Genomic DNA, 16,484 nt, shown 5'->3' on the forward strand with positions numbered 1-16,484 from the left:
CATCAACCCCCGAGCGGATCGATAAAGGGGTGAGAAGCTGATTTTCCCAATTTAGCCGTTATTATTTGATTATATGAAACCTATAGGCTCAAACCGCTCTTTCTCTATTTTGAGCGCCTTGATCATCTTTATCAGCAGTGCTTTGCTGGCCGTATGGTCTCTCAGAAATACGATTGCCCTGCGTAATGCACTTTTAGCCATTGGCACCCTAACGGCCCTCTTTTTGCTTTGGCAATATTCAAAGCAGCGTAAGGCGCAGGCTGTCCACTCCCAAAGCCAGAGCCTTGGTCGCTATATGCCTCTTGCCCTCTGCTTTGTCATGCTGACCTGGGTTGTCATTCACTATGTGTTCTTTACTAGTGAGCCAGGGCAACAATTTCAAGAGCTCACCAGTACTTGGGTACGAGTGCTGGAGTCCCTTCTGATTGGAGCAGCCACTGGACTGGTATTGCGCAATCACCCGCAGCGCGCCCAATTTCTTTGGTTTGGTATTTTCTGTGGATTTCTCTACCTATTAGTCCATTACCTTGGAATGTATTTTCAGACCGGCCAAGCGTTCATGCCGAACTATTATTTTTCGAGCCCCTTTGGTAACAAAATTAATACGGTATTAATGGGCGGCTTATTTATTAGCGCTATCTGCGGTTCTTCTGCTAGCGCCCTCATCGCTAATCGCCCGCAATACCCATGGCCAATCTATTGTTATTGGCTCTTAGGCGTATTAGCCATTTTGTTTGCCTTCACAACCATTATTGATACGCGCAATGGCGTTGGCGTTGGCATCATCTTGATAGCAAGCTGGGCACTCTATATTGGCGTCTCAAAATTACGACAGCAAATTCGCTCAAGCAAGCTCGATTGGAAAATGGGCTTAGCCGCATTAATTCCTGTGGTGTTGATAGCCATCTTTGTTCATCAACACCTGAGCATTAATCGTGGATGGAATCACTTTGTTGATGATGTCACCGTTGCCGTCAAAATTGATGAAGTGCCCAATTGGCAAGATGTTAAGAAGTATGGCTACCCCAGCACAGCCTCTGGTGAGCCTGTCTATCCAAATAATTATGAGAGGGCTGCCTGGGCAACTGCAGGTATTCATTCGATATCCAAAAACCCGCTGGGCTATGGAATGCTCGAGCACTCTTTAGGCAAGGTGATTCGTCAATCTTATCCAGAAGCCATGATTCGCTCTTCTCACAGTGCCTGGATAGATCTTGGGTTGGCGTTCGGTATTCCAGGCTTAATCCTGACTCTAGGCGCCCTTCTTTCCACCATTGTTTTAGCCCTGAAAAGCAATTCAGCTAATCGCTTGGTGGTGATTTGGATTGCAGCGGACATCCTACTGACCTTCACGATTGCTGAAGTGAGTAGCAAACATACGATTGAGATTTTGTTCTTCTGTATCGCTTTGCTCAACACCATGCTGTTAGAGCAAGAAAGCACGAACAGCTAGTACGCGTTTTTATTGACGAAGCCGCGGAAGATCGTAAAGAAAATAATCTTCAGATCCAACCAGAGGGACCAGTTTTCAATGTAATACAGATCATGCTCAATACGTGCATTGAGATCAGTATCACCACGCCAGCCATGAATTTGTGCCCAGCCGGTAATGCCGGCTTTGACCAAATGCTTCTTCATGTAATCCGGGATTTCTTTTTTGAACTGCTCTACAAATACTGGGCGTTCTGGTCTTGGTCCCACAATCGACATCTTGCCTTGTAGGACATTAAAAAATTGTGGCAGCTCATCCAAGCTTGTGGAGCGCAACCACTTAGAAAATGGTGTGACAGATTTACCTGCAGAGCCACCCCAAACCACTTTGCCGTCTTCCAGATCCACCGGCATGGATCTAAATTTATAGATCTCAAAGACTTCGCCGTTCCATCCCACTCGCTCTTGGCGGTATAAGACTGGGCCTGGAGAGCTCAGCTTGACACCAATCGCCAGAATCAACATCAGCGGACTAATCAGAATCAAAATCACAATGGATAAGAAAAAGTCTTCCATGGATTTGAGGAATAAATTCATGCCTGTCATGGGGGTGCCATACAGATCGATCATCTGCATACCTAGTACTTCACTTACACCATGGTTAATTAAGCGGAATGAAAACCAATCCGGCACAAAACGAATGGTTGCAGTACTCATCTGCAAATGCTCCATTACCATGCGCATCTGCGAGCCATCACCCATTGGCAATGCGAGCCAAATCTCATTGAGGGGCTGCCTAGCCAAATCCATTAATTTCTCAGCATCTAAATCTCGCAACTGAGTCTGTACGCGATACCCTGACCAACGTGACTCATTGATGCGACGTGCGATTTCATCAGCGGTTCCACCAGATCCAACAATAGCAATATGCCTGAGATTGATTCCCTTGCTGCGATAACGGCGTATCAACACATAACTAAATAATCGACTGCCACATAAAACAAACAAGCTGATGGTGGCCCAAGAACCCAACCAAAGTCGTGAATACATTTCGGTGGATTTACTAAATACCAACCAAATCAGAATCAAAATCCAAGTCTTCAACACACCACTGGCTACTTGACCGAAGAGCGCCATGAGATTGCCGCCACGCCATGATCGATAAGCGCGATTGGTTAAAAACAAATACGCCAAACTCGCTAGCAACATTAAAGACGCATAGCGCTGCAGATCTAGATCTGGGTCTTTGAAATACTGAATAGCAAAGAACGTACAAAGCCCCACCAAATTGATGGTGACAAAATCAAAGATGCGAATCAGATAGGAATTAATCAGGAAGGATGCAGCCATCGTCGTATTTTGCAGTACTACGCGATATTTAAGGAAAATTTGCGTAGCGCCACAATTACAGCCTCTACAGAAATTTGATCCATTAGGTAAGTTGGGTTTTCAGGATACTCAAAACCTAAATTCAGATAAGCGCCCCCTTCTTCCAGTCCCAGTCCCAATACCAGTGTGTTGCCTTGACTAGAATGACCGGGATAAATGGGGCCCCAACGATGAGGATTGGTTGGGCCATGCAAGGCGACCAATGGCTTTTCCAATAAAGCCGCCAGATGCATCGTGCCTGTATTTACCGCAACTACGCCAGATGACCCATTGAGATAGGCCGCGGTTGTCATGAGATTGGCTTTGCCTGCCAGATTGAGGAGAGAGTCTGGGGGCAGTCCATCCAGAATTCGGATGATTTCTTGGCATAGGGGATCAGCACGATCCAGATCACCAGTACCGCCAGTAATCACCACACCATATCCAGAATCTATGATCCTGCAGGCTAGCGCCGCCCAGGAGGATGCTGGCCACTCACGCAATTCAAAATGATTCCCGCTGGCCCAGGGATGTAAAACTAGGTAAGGCTGCTTAATATTTAAGCAATCAATGCTGGCAAAGGTCGAATAATCAATTGGAGGCATTGAAGTTGCCGCAATTCCCAGCGGAGCCAATAAAGCCCTGAAATTGTCTAATTCATGCACTTTTGGGCTATGTTTTACTGAAAAATCGTAAGAAAAGTGCCTATTTTGGTCTTTTGTCTCAAACCCGATCGTCCAGCGGGCTCCACTAAAAGTAGCAACTAAGGCCCCTATTCTGGGCCACTGAGAGGTATCGATCAAAATATCAACCGGATGAGCGCGCACCCGCTCAATTGCTGCTAAAGGCTGGGTAATCGGCACCAAAACCAGATCGTCAAAGCCAGTAATCAGATCAAAGGCAGCAGCATTGGCTGAAGTAGCAAAAACAGTGATTTTTGAGCCAGGATAGGCTTTACGCAGGTCCGCAATCAAGGATGAGGCTAATAAGGCATCCCCGATGGCAGCAAAAATGCAGAGGCCAATGCTTTGAATTTGCTCGGGTTTTGCCCTTTTGGACCTCAAAAGCGATAGCCCAAACAAAATGGGCACGCCAATCCAGCGGTCAAGCTTGCGCAAGACCCCTCTACCGCGTTCCGCTTTTACAGGCAAAGCCACCAATATTTATCCTTGGTATTTCTAAAAATCGATTATCAAGCTCAGTAAATGGCTTTATTACTCTAGCGCCGATTTACTAAATCTTCCATCCCATTGTATTTGCTTGTGTTTCTCATGGCTGACTAGCCTGAAGTTGGCATTTAAAACAATTTACAATAGCGCATTTACTGCGTATTTAACTGTTTAATCCAAATATAAGAAAACCCCCATGTCAAAATCAAAAGTTGCCCTGATTACAGGTATTACTGGCCAAGATGGTGCTTATTTAGCCGAGTTACTCCTTAAAAAGGGTTATGAAGTACACGGGATTAAACGCCGCACCTCACTCTTTAATACTGATCGTATCGATCATCTTTACCATGACCCGCACATCGAGGGTAATAAATTAACCCTGCATCATGGTGACTTAACTGATTCTTCTTGCCTCATTCGCATCATTCAGCAAACTCAGCCTGACGAGATCTATAACTTAGCAGCGCAATCACACGTAGCGGTTTCTTTTGAAGAGCCTGAGTACACAGCGAACTCAGATGCACTTGGTGCACTGCGTATTTTGGAAGCGATTCGCATCCTCAAGTTAGAAAAGAAAACCCGTTTTTACCAAGCTTCGACTTCTGAGCTTTATGGCTTGGTCCAAGAAATTCCACAAAAAGAAACAACACCGTTCTACCCACGCTCCCCATATGCAGTAGCAAAACTCTACGCATACTGGATCACTGTGAACTATCGCGAAGCCTATGGCATGTATGCGTGTAACGGTATCTTGTTTAACCACGAGAGCCCACTGCGCGGTGAGACTTTTGTTACACGAAAAATTACCCGTGCTCTTGCACGCATCAAACTCGGTTTGCAAGAGTGTTTATACCTTGGCAACCTAGATGCTCTGCGTGACTGGGGTCATGCCCGTGACTATGTTGAGATGCAGTGGTTGATGCTCCAACAAGAACAAGCAGAAGATTTTGTGATTGCTACTGGCGTTCAGTACAGCGTGCGTCAATTTATTGACTACGCAGCTGAAGAGCTTGGCATGAAGATCACCTGGAAGGGCAAAGGCGTTGATGAGAAGGGTTATGACGCCGCTGGTAAGTGCATCGTAGCGGTTGATCCACGCTACTTCCGCCCAACCGAAGTAGAGACCTTGCTCGGTGACGCTACTAAAGCAAAAGAAAAATTGGGTTGGGTTCCTGCAACTTCATTCCAAGATCTCGTTAAAGAGATGGTGCGCGAAGACCTGATGGGTGCCGAGCGTGATGAGCTCGTGAAGAAACACGGCTACACCACACTGAATCGAAATGAATAAAACAGCAAAGATTTATGTAGCAGGTCATCGTGGGATGGTGGGTAGTGGTATTACCCGCCTACTCAAATCCCGTGGCTATGAAAATGTCATTACCCGCACACACGCTGAGCTTGACCTTTTAAATCAAGCGGCTGTTCATGCTTTTCTCAATACTGAAAAGCCTGACTACATCTTTATCGCCGCAGCAAAAGTGGGCGGTATTCAAGCGAACAATATTTACCGCGCTGATTTTATTTATCAAAACTTGATGATTGAGTGTAATCTGACTCATGGTGCTTATCAAGCCGGCATTAATAATTTGATGTCTTTAGGCTCAAGCTGTATTTATCCAAGAGACTGCCCACAGCCGATCAAAGAAGAGTATTTATTGACTGGCCCATTGGAACAAACCAATGAGCCTTACGCTTTGGCAAAAATCGCTGGTATTAAGTTGTGTGAGAACTACAACCGCCAGTACGGCACCAAGTATGTGAGCGTCATGCCAACCAACCTCTATGGTCCTGGCGATAACTATGATTTGAACAACTCACACGTTCTTCCTGCACTGATCCGCAAGGCGCATGAAGCGAAGTTACGCAAAGACCCCCATTTAATGGTTTGGGGATCAGGCAAGCCTCGTCGCGAGTTCTTACATGTGGATGATATGGCCCGAGCTTGCGTCCAACTTATGGAACAAGGTTATGACGGCTCTTTTGTGAACATTGGTTGTGGCAATGACATCACCATTCGCGAATTAGTGGAAGAAGTGGTCGCAGTCGTTGGTTTTGAAGGGGAATTGCAGTTTGATACCTCCAAACCCGATGGCACACCCCAAAAACTACTCGATGTGAGCAAAGCCAATGCCCTTGGCTGGAAGGCTGAAATCGCCCTTCGCCCTGGTATCCAGGATGCCTATAACTGGTTCTTGGAGCATGTGGCGCCGACTTTGAAGTAAGAAATAGTAATAAAAAGCTGGAAAAACCAGAAACGCAGCTTAAACAATCAAAGTAATATTCCTAGGGGTCCATGTGGCCCCTTTTCTTTAGGTAAAATTTGTCCATGAAACTGAACTTTTCGATGGTAATCATTTGTGGGGGAGCAGGCTCCCGTTTGTGGCCCGTGTCCCGTGAAAACCGTCCAAAGGTTTTTATGCCGGTTGCTAGCCAACAGTCACTCCTTAGTGAAACTGCCAATCGCATTAGTTCTTCCAATCCCTGGCTTTGTGTTGTCACTTCAGAAAGCCTTGGTTTCCAAGTTCAAGCGGACTTAAAAGATTCTGAGCAAGAAGCCAATCTCACCATCATTGAACCCCTGCGTCGCAATACTGCGCCGGCCGTTCTCTTTGCCGCGCTAGCAGCTAAAAATGCCGGGCGTGGCGATGTGCCGATGTTGGTTCTGCCAGCTGACCACGTTATTCATGACAAAGTTGGTTTTGAAATGGCTGTTGCTAAAGCGGTTGATTTTGCAATGGCAGGAAATCTGGTTACTTTTGGCATTCCACCAACCCATGCAGAAACGGGCTATGGCTATTTGAAACTGGGCAACCCTGCCCGCACTCCTGGAAATGCAGAAGGTCGCATTGTTGAGCAGTTTGTTGAAAAGCCAGCCATGGCTTTAGCAGAGCAATATGTTGCTGCCGGAAATTTCCACTGGAACTCAGGCATGTTCTGTTTCACGCCAAACACCTTACTTAAAGTAGCTAATGACATTGCGCCAACTTTGTCTAAGCAAGTAGAAGCTTGCTGGGCAGCAAGCAAACCTGCAAGTGGCACAGATTCATTCACATTAGATAAAGCTACTATGACGGCCATCGAAGATATTTCTCTCGATTACGCCATTATGGAAAAAGCGCCTAATGTCGTTTCTGTTAATGCCAGTTTTGACTGGGATGACGTTGGCTCATGGGACGCTATGGCTAAGCACTTTCCAGAAGATGAGAGTGGCAACGCCGCTGAAGGCAAGGCCATCTTTATTGACTCTAAAAACAACTTTGTTTTTGGTCGCGAGCGCTTGATTGCTGCTGTTGGAATAGATAATCTCATCATCGTTGATACCCCAGATGCTTTACTAGTCAGCGCCAAAGGTAATTCTCAGTCGATTAAAAAAGTTGTCGATGCTCTGAATAAAGATAAAGATGAGCGCGCTATCTATCACAGCACAGTACACCGCCCATGGGGTACTTACACCGTGATCGAAGAAGGTCCCGACTATAAGATCAAGCGCATTGTGGTCAATCCAGGCGGCAAACTGTCATTGCAAATGCACCATCACCGCAATGAACATTGGGTCGTAATCACTGGCAAAGCTGAAATTGTTAATGGTGAAAAGGTTCTGCACCTCAATGCCAATGAGTCGACTTATATTCCGAAAGAAACGCAGCATCGATTGACGAACTTGGGTGACACACCTTTAGTCATCATTGAAGCTCAGGTAGGCGACTACTTAGGCGAAGATGATATTGTGCGTTTCGAAGATCAATACGGTAGAGCTTAAATCTTAGGTTTAGCTCGCTGCAGTCTCTAGAATTTTCTTGACTGCTTGATTGACTCCAATAGGAGTGCCGCTCACTTGATTGAGATTTTTTTGCTGCCAATCGAGCCAGATCTTTTCTAGTGTCATCGCCAAACTTGCCTCATCCCCACTAATACTCAAATAGGAATTGCGCTCGAGCAGCATTTGATCGAGTTGTGGATTGCGATGCGTAATTGCCCACATAGGACGCTGCGCCCAGAGATAGTCATAAAACTTGGAGGGGATGTACTCAGCACACTCCTCACCCGTACCATGCAGCAGAATCAAGACATCAGCCTGCTGCATCTTCTCCACCACGCGCTCACGTCCTGATAAGCCTGTAACGGGATCCTTTTCAAGACGCCCATGAGCCAACAGAACATCTTGATAGCCATACTCCTCAATCGCTTGCACTGAATAGCTATCTAAGGGCGCGCCGTAAGCATGTACACGAATAGCCGATCTGGCTTGTGGGTATTTTTTGAGTAATTCGTTTAGGGCTTTCAAAATCACCGACAAACTACGGTCTTTTGCTAAAGAACCAAAGTGGCACAGATTTAAATGCTCTGAGTAAGCATGTCCTGCTTGAATATTTTTTGCACCCGGCGGTTCTGCTCCTGGCATCACTACAAAGCCATGAGCGTTAGCTACCGTATTGAGATTGGTATTGCGCACTTTGGCGTAATGCAGGGCGCCATCGGTAAACCACCAAACAAAATCAGAATACTTGCAAAGCTGACTTTCTAAAAAGTGGCGAAAGCGTGCATCACGATTCTTTGGCTTTATTGCACCATCATCTCCAGGACTCTGACGGATGACTAGAGGATCATGCACTTCAGAAATTAATTTAATCCCGGTAGCTCTTTTGAGCCAGACACCAGCTAAATGAGCGGACCATGCACTACCTACCGAAAAGACAACATCTACTTTGCCTTCTTTAATTAACCTGCGCCCATGGATAAAGGCTGGCAGAGCCCAAGACCATTGACTGGAGTAACCCAAACAAAGCTTCTCAATGGCAATGAATGGGGCGAGCAGCCAGGAAACAGTGCGCGTCGTGATCTTATAGAAAAGACCACGCCCATATTTATTAGCAATCCAATGACGAAAGTCAAAACGAAAGCCTGAAGGACCCCAGGCTAAAAACTGATAGTGAGGAAAACGTTGATCTTTGATTCCAGTAATGGCACTGAACACAAATGGCTCTACACCAGCATCGAGTAAATAAGGAATCTTGTCGGTAATGGTTAAGCTTGCAGCGCGGCCATCCATATTGAAAGCATGCGTCAGAATCAGCCAACGCTTTTGCTGCAGCACTTTAGGAATTTGCACAGTATTTTCTACTGTTTGAGAAATACTCACCGCGGCTTTCTAGTTACCAGCAACGATCGACATGACCGCCATGCGCACAGCAATTCCAAAGGTCACTTGATTCAGAATGACCGACTGTGGACCATCGGCAACCACTGAATCAATCTCAACCCCGCGGTTCATTGGACCTGGGTGCATCACGATGGCATCTGGCTTGGCTAGTGCTAAGCGAGTCAGTGTCAGGCCATACTGCTTAAAGAAGGCATCGCCCTCAGGAACCTGACCTACTTCCATGCGCTCCTTTTGAATACGCAGCGTCATTACGACATCCACACCTTTTAAGCCCTCTTCCATGCTGTGGAACACTTTCACACCCAACATGTCTAAATCGCTCGGCAAGAGACTCTCTGGCCCAATGACTCGAATATCCTCGCAACCCAAAGTGGTTAATGCGTGGATATTAGATTTGGCTACTCGGCTATGAACGACATCACCAACAATGGCGACTTTTAAACCGCGGAAGTCTTGCTTGAAATGGCGCATGGTGTACATGTCCAACAATCCCTGAGTGGGGTGTTGATGACTTCCATCTCCAGCATTGACCACGTGCACATGTGCAGGGACATGGTTTGCTATTTCAATAGGCGCTCTAGAAACGTTATGGCGCACTACAAAGATATCTGCCTGCATCGCCACCAAGTTATCAATGGTATCGAGCAAGCTCTCGCCTTTGGCAGTAGAAGAGGTTGAGATATCCAAGTTAATCACATCAGCTGATAAACGTTTAGCAGCAATCTCAAAAGTGGTTCTAGTGCGTGTGGAGTTTTCAAAGAACAGGTTGAAAACACTCTTGCCACGAAGCAAAGGAACCTTCTTCACCTCTCTTGCGGGATCAGTCACGCTCACAAACTGCTGGGCGGTATCCAAAATATGCAGAATCTGCTCTTTCGGTAAACCCTCTAGGGTCAGGAGGTGGGTTAGTTCCCCGGCGGCATTAAATTGATTCACGAATTGACTAGTTTCTTTATTGTTTGAGCTCATTCTGCGCGCTCCTCAAGCTGGAAGCTGAATTTGCCAGCGGCATCTTTTTCTAAAACCAGGATTTTGTGATCAGCCACTTCAACTGTTTCGCCGACAAAATTTGCAGCAACTGGAAGCTCACGATTACCGCGGTCAGCAAGTACCATTAATTCCACGTGTGCAGGGCGCCCAAAGTCGAATAATTCATTTAGGGCAGCGCGCACTGTTCTGCCAGTTAAGAGCACATCATCAATCAAAATAATATTGGCACCATTGACATCAAATGGCAGGTGGGTCGACATCGTGCTGGCGGTACGCAAAGCGGTCATCCCTTTTTCGGCATAGTCATCCCGATGAAAGGCGACGTTAATCACGCCGTAATGGGGCAATCCTAAATCCTTGGCAAGTCGCTCAGCAATCCAAGCGCCACCCATGGCTAAACCGGCCAACTCAAATGGGCCTTGCTGCTGCCTTTGGCGCATATTGTCTAGTAACTTTTCGTATAACTTCTCAGCGTTCATTCCGGGGTTCCGCCACTTATCAACAAATATTTTTAACTAACATTCTTGAGCATCTCTTTTGCAGCTAGCTCAGCAAAATACTGCTCCAAGATCAGGGCTGCTGAATACGCATCTAGATTGTCCTGCATCTCTGAATCGCCCTCCAAAACAGCGGAGGTATAGCGCTCATCCACCCACTCTACGGCCAGATTAAATCTGCCATGTAGTTGATTGCCAAAGCGGGTGGCTTTTGCAGTCATGGCGTGCTCAGTACCATCTGGATGAACGGGCTTGCCAACCACCAGATAATCAGGCTGCCACTCTTTTAAAAGGATTTCGATTTCTTTGAAGAGGCCATCGATACTAGGAGCGGCAATGGTTTTTAATGCCTGTCCATTGCCAGTGACTGAATTTCCAACTGCTACACCTACGCGGCGCGTACCGTAGTCAAAGGCCATCGCCGTCATCGGCTTAGGCATGCCCTGCCTCACCCGAGAGGTCGGCTAAATTAAAGCCTAAATGACTCATGGTTTTTTGATAACGCTGGGTATAAGGCGTATTAAAAAGAATCTCACTCATTTGTTCGCGCGAGAGCGGCACATTCATCCAGCCATTCAGGGTAATTTCTTCTTCGAGTTGTCCTGCGCCCCAACCCGCATAACCTAAGGTCATTAAAAACTTTCTGGGCCCACTGCCAGATGCAACCGCCTCAAGAACATCTTTAGACGTAGTCATCGTTAGACCACCCGGAATTACCAAAGAAGAACTATAAGAAATCAAGGGATTGGGTTCATGTAGTACAAAGCCACGCTCTACTTGCACTGGTCCACCAAAGTAAACCGGTTGATCGAGTAAGGGAGCGATTTCGAGTTTGAGCTCGATTTTGTCAAACAGATTTCCCAGATTCACTTCAGTAGGTCGATTGACTACCAAGCCCATGGCGCCCCTTTCGGTATGCTCAAAAAGGTAGATAACGGAACCCGCAAAGTTGGAGTCCACCATCCCTGGCATGGCAATTAAGAATTGATTGGCTAAGTGATCAGCTGAATAAGAGATCAAAGGGTCTGCCGTAGACGCTGGGTCTATTACTTTGGAGGCCTTCTTCGCCGTAGTCATATGCCTCTATTTTACAGAATATCTAGAGTTTTCCTGTAATCCAGTAGGCTAAAAGCCCAATGAGCTCGTGCAAGGCTTTATTCCAGTTTTGAGCGCCTTCTACCAAGTCAAAGGAAGTCCACTGGAGGCGATTTGCTGTTTGGTAATCGACAGGCAGAGCCAAAACATCAAGACCTTGTTTTTGAAAGATCTGGAGAGATCGATACATATGACTGGCCGAGGTAATCACCAGCCAGGGCTTTAATAAACCTGCATCGGTCTTGGCTCCAAATTCTTGCATCATAGGCTTCAGATACAGAACATTCTCATAGGTGTTGCGTGATTGGTTTTCATAATGCACATGCGCCCCATCTAAACCCTGCTCTTGAATCAATTGCTTAAAAGCATCCGCTTCGGAGATCCCCTTGGGATTGACGCGACCCGAGTACCCGCTAAAGATCGAAGGGAGCTCGGGATATTTGCGGATTAATTCAAATGCTTTAGTGACACGCTCAGCAGAGGAATAAATAGATATCTCTCCGCGATCGATAGCAATTTCACCGCCTTCTATGGCCCCGCCCAAAATAATGATGCCTCCCAAATTCCCATTGCCTACTTGGGAGAGATTCGTGCGAGGTGCGGCATTCTCAAGGGTTCTTAGAAAAAACTCCGAAGTCGGCAGATAAGCCACCAGACCTAGATTGAATATACAGATCCAGAGAAAGCGTTTAGCGAGATGGCTCTTTCTCAAAAGCAGAAATAGCAAGGCTAGTACCGCCCAAACGATGACCCAGTTCAGAGGTTCAATACAAAATTGCACTACCTTCGAGAGAATAAAAAATATCGTATCCATGAATGCTCTCGATCTTAACCTCCCTTGCCAGCAAAAGCGGTAAATAAGCCCTAATATAGGGGCTATGCAAAAAGCACTTGTCTGGCTCCGCCGCGATCTTCGTCTTTATGACAATGCCGCCCTTCACCACGCCCTCAAAGAGGCTGGTCAGGTCTGGCTGGCATTTATTTTCGATACTGACATTCTGGAACCTTTATTAAAAGGTGAGTTAGATGCCAAAGGCCTTAAACACGATCGTCGTGTCGATTTTATTTGGCAAGGCTTACAGCAAATTGATGCTGAACTACGCAGTCAAGGTGGTGGTTTGATCGTTCGCTTTGGCAAGCCTACCGAATGCATTCCTCAGATTGCCAAAGAACTGGAGGTTAATACGGTTTTCACTAACCATGATTACGAACCTTCCGCAATTGCACGTGATGCGTCAGTAGCAACATTGCTTGAAAAATTAGACATTGGTTTTGAAAGCTTTAAAGACCAAGTGATTTTTGAAAAGAAAGAAATTCTGACGAATTCCAGTACGGTCTTTTCGGTTTTCACCCCGTATAAAAATAATTGGCTCAAAACACTGCAAGAAAAAGATTTAGCGGCTTATGACTGCACCCCGAAGAGCGGACAATTTGCAGCTATTCCTAAAAAGTTAGATGAGCCCTTTCCATCACTAGAGTCCATGGGATTTGTGGCTACTGGCATTGAAACCTATCTACTACCAGGCTCAGAGGGTGGCCAAGCCTTTCTGGAAGACTTCCTTTCTCGTATTGACCAATACCAAATCGGTAGAGACTTTCCAGCTATCAAGGGTGTGAGTTATCTATCCACACACCTGCGCTTTGGCATGTTATCCATTCGCGGCTTAGTCCGAGAAGCACATCGACGCATGCTCGCAGGTAGTATGGGTGCAACCATCTGGTTAAGTGAATTAATTTGGCGTGATTTCTACTTCATGATTTTGGCAAATCACCCACGCTTGGCCAGTGGCGTTTCTTTCAAACCTGACTATGACAATATTGCTTGGGAAAGCGGTGCTACTGCGAAGAAACTATTTGCCGCCTGGTGCGAAGGCAAGACTGGCTACCCCTTGGTTGACGCAGCAATGCATCAACTCAATCAAAGTGGCTATATGCACAATCGTTTACGGATGGTTGTCGCCAGCTTCTTAACAAAAGACTTGGGGATTGATTGGCGCTGGGGTGAAGCGTATTTTGCTGAGCACCTCAATGACTTTGAACTCTCTTCAAATAATGGTGGCTGGCAATGGGCCTCATCGTCTGGATGCGATGCACAGCCCTACTTCCGTATTTTTAATCCCATTACCCAATCTGAAAAATTTGATTCTGAAGGTAAGTTCATCAAACGCTACTTACCCCAATTAGAAAAGCTCTCCAAGAAGTCGGTTCATGCCCCTTGGTTGGCAGGCCATATTGAGCTTGAAGCCGCAGGCCTTCTACTTGGAAGAGACTACCCCCTGCCCGTTGTGAACCACGATGAAGCGCGCAAGAAAACCTTGGTGCGCTATAGCGTGGTTAAAAAAATCACTGCGGAATAAAGGAACTACCCTCTTTCCGCTTTAAGATAGGGTATGAGCAAGATCTATGCTGTTGGTGACATCCAAGGATGTGGGCCTTCACTAAAAGCCCTCGTTAAAAAACTTCCCCAAAAATCCAAGATGATTTTTTTGGGAGACCTCGTCAATCGAGGCCCAGATTCATTAGGTAGTTTGCGTCAACTAAAATCCCTGCAAGAATCTGGTCGCGCTGAATGCATTCTCGGTAATCACGACTTGCACCTCTTGGCAATTGATGCTGGCTTAAGAAAAACCAAAGGTCTAGATACTGTCGATAGCATTTTGCAAGCACCCGATCGTACTGAATTAATTGATTGGCTGCGTAAGCGCCCCATGGCTCTCAGTAATGGCAAGGTATTAACTGTCCATGCCGGCGTACTCCCCCAGTGGGACTTACAGCAAACCATTGAGTGCGCCCAGGAAGTAGAAAAAGTTCTGCGTCAAAAAAGCTATAAAGATTTTCTAGCCAATATGTATGGCAACACACCCAATAAATGGAGTTCTTCACTAAAGGGACACGAGAGACTGCGCGTCATCACCAATGCGCTGACTCGTATGCGGTTTTGCACCCTAGGCGGTCAAATGGAATTTGAGAGTAAAGAAGGGTTGGAGCAAGGCCCAGCAGGCTATATCCCCTGGTTTAGTGTTCCTAAACGCAAAACGCAAGATACCTTGGTCTACTTTGGCCATTGGTCTACTCTAGGCTTGATGCGGCAAAACAATGTGATTGGGTTAGATACAGGCTGCGTGTGGGGTGGAAAGCTTACAGCAATCGAAGTTGCAGAATCTGGCATCGATTCCAGAAAAGCCAAGATCATTCAGGTGGCTGGCTATGACCATCCACTCCGAATGTAATGTGCTTTTACCTTAGAGTTTTGGAAATGACTTTTCAGCGGCGGCAATAATTTCAGCCAGCACTGCATCATCATGCGCTATAGAAGTAAATCCAGCCTCATAGGCTGATGGCGCTAAATACACACCCTCATCCAGCATCAAATGAAAGAATTTCTTAAATGATTCGATATTGGTTTTGGTAACCGCTTCGAATGAATTCGGAATAGTATCGGCAAAATAAAATCCAAACATACCGCCAACGCTATCAACTGTAAATGGAATTCTTGCCTTGTCAGCAGCCTGCTTCAAACCAGTCATCAGCTTTTGAGTCTGCCCCGTTAAGCACTCGTAGAAACCTTCCCTAGAAATAATCTCTAAAGTTTTCAGGCCTGCAGCAACCGCTACGGGATTTCCTGAGAGCGTTCCTGCCTGATACACATTACCCAGGGGGGCAAGCTTAGACATGATTTCTTTTTTGCCACCAAAGGCAGCCATTGGCATACCGCCACCCATCACTTTGCCTAAGCAAGTTAAGTCAGGAACGATACCTTGGAGAGACTGCGCCCCACCTAAGGCAACTCTAAAGCCCGTCATTACTTCATCGTAGATCAGCACGCTGCCATGCTTTTCAGTAAGACTTCGAATAGCTGATAAAAATGCTTTTGAAGGTTGAATCAAATTCATATTGCCGGCGATCGGCTCAATGATGACCGCTGCAATTTGATCGCCTTGCTTCTTAAATACTGCCTCAATTGCCGCTACATCGTTATAGGGCAATACGAGGGTGTGTTTTACCAAGTCTTGAGGAACGCCGCCAGAGGAAGGCGCATTCTGAGTAGAGTCGGCAAAGGTTAATAGTCCAGAACCCGCTTTAACCAAAAGGCTATCAGCATGGCCGTGATAGCAACCTTCAAACTTAATGATCAAATCGCGATTGGTGTAGCCGCGCGCTAAACGCAAAGCACTCATCGTCGCTTCGGTACCGCTAGAGACCATACGCACTTGCTCAACGCTAGGCATCAAGGCACAAATACGTTCTGCTAACTCAATCTCACCTTCAGTCGGTGCGCCATAACTAAAACTTGTTTCAGCCGCGCGCTTGACAGCCTCAACTACCTCTGGATGCGCATGACCCGCAATCATGGGGCCCCACGACATAATTAAATCGATGTAACGCTTATTCTCTGCGTCCCAAAAATAGGGGCCCTTGGCTTTAGTAACAAAACGTGGCGTTCCCCCCACCTGACGAAAAGCCCGCACAGGAGAATTCACCCCTCCCGGAATCGTCTTTTGTGCACGCTCAAATAAAACTTCGTTTTGATCTACTTTTTCCACAATGAATTCCTAATGACTTCCTAATTATTGGCGGATTAAATCGCCATCATTTCAAAATCTTCCTTACGCGCACCGCATTCTGGACAGGTCCAATTCATTGGCACATCGGCCCACAAGGTTCCCGGCGCAATGCCTTCGTCAGGCAAACCTGCCGCCTCGTCATAAACCCAGCCACAGATAAGGCACATATAGGTTTTAAATTCCATGGATCTTTTCTCCGCTTATTCTT

Annotated in this window: 16 protein-coding genes; 6 read left to right on the forward strand and 10 right to left on the reverse strand. The window is 46.4% G+C overall.

Annotation, left to right across the window (positions count from 1 at the left end; all coding sequences use genetic code 11):
- The first annotated feature begins 73 nt into the window (after window positions 1-73).
- A complete protein-coding gene (locus ICN47_RS05965) occupies window positions 74-1,453 on the forward strand; it encodes an O-antigen ligase family protein (protein WP_216218983.1) in 1,380 nt (459 codons plus the stop codon).
- Here the strand turns inward: ICN47_RS05965 and ICN47_RS05970 are convergent.
- Window positions 1,450-2,781 carry an undecaprenyl-phosphate glucose phosphotransferase gene (locus ICN47_RS05970; protein WP_216218984.1) on the reverse strand — a complete coding sequence of 444 codons (1,332 nt, stop codon included), beginning with the start codon at window positions 2,779-2,781 and terminating at the stop codon, window positions 1,450-1,452. The genes ICN47_RS05965 and ICN47_RS05970 overlap by 4 nt on opposite strands.
- A gap of 17 nt (window positions 2,782-2,798) precedes the next feature.
- Window positions 2,799-3,956 (reverse strand): glycosyltransferase family 9 protein, encoded by a 1,158-nt coding sequence (locus ICN47_RS05975; RefSeq protein WP_216218985.1) that lies wholly within the window; start codon window positions 3,954-3,956, stop codon window positions 2,799-2,801.
- Between the two features lie 208 nt (window positions 3,957-4,164).
- Here ICN47_RS05975 and gmd point away from each other — a divergent pair, with 208 nt between their 5' ends.
- The 3 genes from gmd (at window position 4,165) to ICN47_RS05990 (ending at window position 7,728) form a co-directional block, all read left to right on the forward strand.
- The gene (gene gmd, locus ICN47_RS05980) at window positions 4,165-5,256 is read left to right on the forward strand and encodes a GDP-mannose 4,6-dehydratase (RefSeq protein ID WP_216218986.1); all 1,092 of its coding nucleotides are present in this window, start codon (window positions 4,165-4,167) and stop codon (window positions 5,254-5,256) included.
- The gene (locus tag ICN47_RS05985; protein WP_216218987.1) at window positions 5,249-6,190 is read left to right on the forward strand and encodes a GDP-L-fucose synthase; all 942 of its coding nucleotides are present in this window, start codon (window positions 5,249-5,251) and stop codon (window positions 6,188-6,190) included. The genes gmd and ICN47_RS05985 overlap by 8 nt, the downstream gene beginning before the upstream one ends.
- A gap of 104 nt (window positions 6,191-6,294) precedes the next feature.
- A complete protein-coding gene (locus ICN47_RS05990; RefSeq protein ID WP_255538936.1) occupies window positions 6,295-7,728 on the forward strand; it encodes a mannose-1-phosphate guanylyltransferase/mannose-6-phosphate isomerase in 1,434 nt (477 codons plus the stop codon).
- A 9-nt stretch (window positions 7,729-7,737) separates the two neighbouring features.
- On the opposite strand, the gene ICN47_RS05995 is transcribed toward ICN47_RS05990, so the two are convergent.
- The 6 genes from ICN47_RS05995 to ICN47_RS06020 form a co-directional block, all read right to left on the reverse strand.
- Entirely contained in the window at window positions 7,738-9,108 is a 1,371-nt protein-coding gene (locus ICN47_RS05995; protein ID WP_370626272.1) for a hypothetical protein, read from the reverse strand.
- Window positions 9,109-9,117: 9 nt separating this feature from the next.
- Window positions 9,118-10,098, reverse strand: a complete 981-nt coding sequence (locus ICN47_RS06000) for an aspartate carbamoyltransferase catalytic subunit (protein WP_216218988.1) — start codon at window positions 10,096-10,098, stop codon at window positions 9,118-9,120.
- Window positions 10,095-10,598 (reverse strand): bifunctional pyr operon transcriptional regulator/uracil phosphoribosyltransferase PyrR, encoded by a 504-nt coding sequence (pyrR, locus tag ICN47_RS06005; protein WP_216218989.1) that lies wholly within the window; start codon window positions 10,596-10,598, stop codon window positions 10,095-10,097. Before pyrR ends, ICN47_RS06000 begins: the two co-directional genes overlap by 4 nt.
- Window positions 10,599-10,630: 32 nt before the next feature.
- Window positions 10,631-11,056, reverse strand: a complete 426-nt coding sequence (ruvX, locus tag ICN47_RS06010; protein WP_216218990.1) for a Holliday junction resolvase RuvX — start codon at window positions 11,054-11,056, stop codon at window positions 10,631-10,633.
- Window positions 11,049-11,588, reverse strand: a complete 540-nt coding sequence (locus tag ICN47_RS06015) for a YqgE/AlgH family protein (RefSeq protein WP_255538948.1) — start codon at window positions 11,586-11,588, stop codon at window positions 11,049-11,051. Before ICN47_RS06015 ends, ruvX begins: the two co-directional genes overlap by 8 nt.
- A gap of 127 nt (window positions 11,589-11,715) precedes the next feature.
- Window positions 11,716-12,525, reverse strand: coding sequence for a YdcF family protein (locus ICN47_RS06020; protein ID WP_216218992.1), 810 nt, complete (start codon window positions 12,523-12,525; stop codon window positions 11,716-11,718).
- 64 nt (window positions 12,526-12,589) lie between these two features.
- Here ICN47_RS06020 and ICN47_RS06025 point away from each other — a divergent pair, with 64 nt between their 5' ends.
- Complete coding sequence (locus ICN47_RS06025; RefSeq protein WP_216218993.1) at window positions 12,590-14,068, forward strand: deoxyribodipyrimidine photo-lyase; 1,479 nt, start codon at window positions 12,590-12,592, stop codon at window positions 14,066-14,068.
- Between the two features lie 33 nt (window positions 14,069-14,101).
- Window positions 14,102-14,941 (forward strand): symmetrical bis(5'-nucleosyl)-tetraphosphatase, encoded by an 840-nt coding sequence (locus ICN47_RS06030; protein WP_216218994.1) that lies wholly within the window; start codon window positions 14,102-14,104, stop codon window positions 14,939-14,941.
- A gap of 12 nt (window positions 14,942-14,953) precedes the next feature.
- Here ICN47_RS06030 and hemL read toward each other — a convergent pair whose 3' ends face one another.
- Window positions 14,954-16,255 (reverse strand): glutamate-1-semialdehyde 2,1-aminomutase, encoded by a 1,302-nt coding sequence (gene hemL / locus ICN47_RS06035; protein WP_216218995.1) that lies wholly within the window; start codon window positions 16,253-16,255, stop codon window positions 14,954-14,956.
- 35 nt (window positions 16,256-16,290) lie between these two features.
- Window positions 16,291-16,461 carry a rubredoxin gene (locus tag ICN47_RS06040; protein ID WP_216218996.1) on the reverse strand — a complete coding sequence of 57 codons (171 nt, stop codon included), beginning with the start codon at window positions 16,459-16,461 and terminating at the stop codon, window positions 16,291-16,293.
- Window positions 16,462-16,484: the final 23 nt, after the last annotated feature.

Origin of the sequence: Polynucleobacter sp. AP-Latsch-80-C2 (genome assembly GCF_018882185.1) — a bacterium.
In the GTDB taxonomy this organism is placed as follows: Bacteria; Pseudomonadota; Gammaproteobacteria; order Burkholderiales; family Burkholderiaceae; genus Polynucleobacter.

Coding starts and splice junctions, on each gene's coding strand:
- ICN47_RS05965 (WP_216218983.1), top strand. CDS start 74: ATGAAACCTATAGGCTCAAACCGCTCTTTCTCTATTTTGAGCGCCTTG.
- ICN47_RS05970 (WP_216218984.1), bottom strand. CDS start 2,781: ATGGCTGCATCCTTCCTGATTAATTCCTATCTGATTCGCATCTTTGAT.
- gmd (WP_216218986.1), top strand. CDS start 4,165: ATGTCAAAATCAAAAGTTGCCCTGATTACAGGTATTACTGGCCAAGAT.
- ICN47_RS05985 (WP_216218987.1), top strand. CDS start 5,249: ATGAATAAAACAGCAAAGATTTATGTAGCAGGTCATCGTGGGATGGTG.
- ICN47_RS05990 (WP_255538936.1), top strand. CDS start 6,295: ATGAAACTGAACTTTTCGATGGTAATCATTTGTGGGGGAGCAGGCTCC.
- ICN47_RS06000 (WP_216218988.1), bottom strand. CDS start 10,098: ATGAGCTCAAACAATAAAGAAACTAGTCAATTCGTGAATCAATTTAAT.
- pyrR (WP_216218989.1), bottom strand. CDS start 10,598: ATGAACGCTGAGAAGTTATACGAAAAGTTACTAGACAATATGCGCCAA.
- ruvX (WP_216218990.1), bottom strand. CDS start 11,056: ATGCCTAAGCCGATGACGGCGATGGCCTTTGACTACGGTACGCGCCGC.
- ICN47_RS06015 (WP_255538948.1), bottom strand. CDS start 11,588: ATGCCAGGGATGGTGGACTCCAACTTTGCGGGTTCCGTTATCTACCTT.
- ICN47_RS06020 (WP_216218992.1), bottom strand. CDS start 12,525: ATGGATACGATATTTTTTATTCTCTCGAAGGTAGTGCAATTTTGTATT.
- ICN47_RS06025 (WP_216218993.1), top strand. CDS start 12,590: ATGCAAAAAGCACTTGTCTGGCTCCGCCGCGATCTTCGTCTTTATGAC.
- ICN47_RS06030 (WP_216218994.1), top strand. CDS start 14,102: ATGAGCAAGATCTATGCTGTTGGTGACATCCAAGGATGTGGGCCTTCA.
- ICN47_RS06040 (WP_216218996.1), bottom strand. CDS start 16,461: ATGGAATTTAAAACCTATATGTGCCTTATCTGTGGCTGGGTTTATGAC.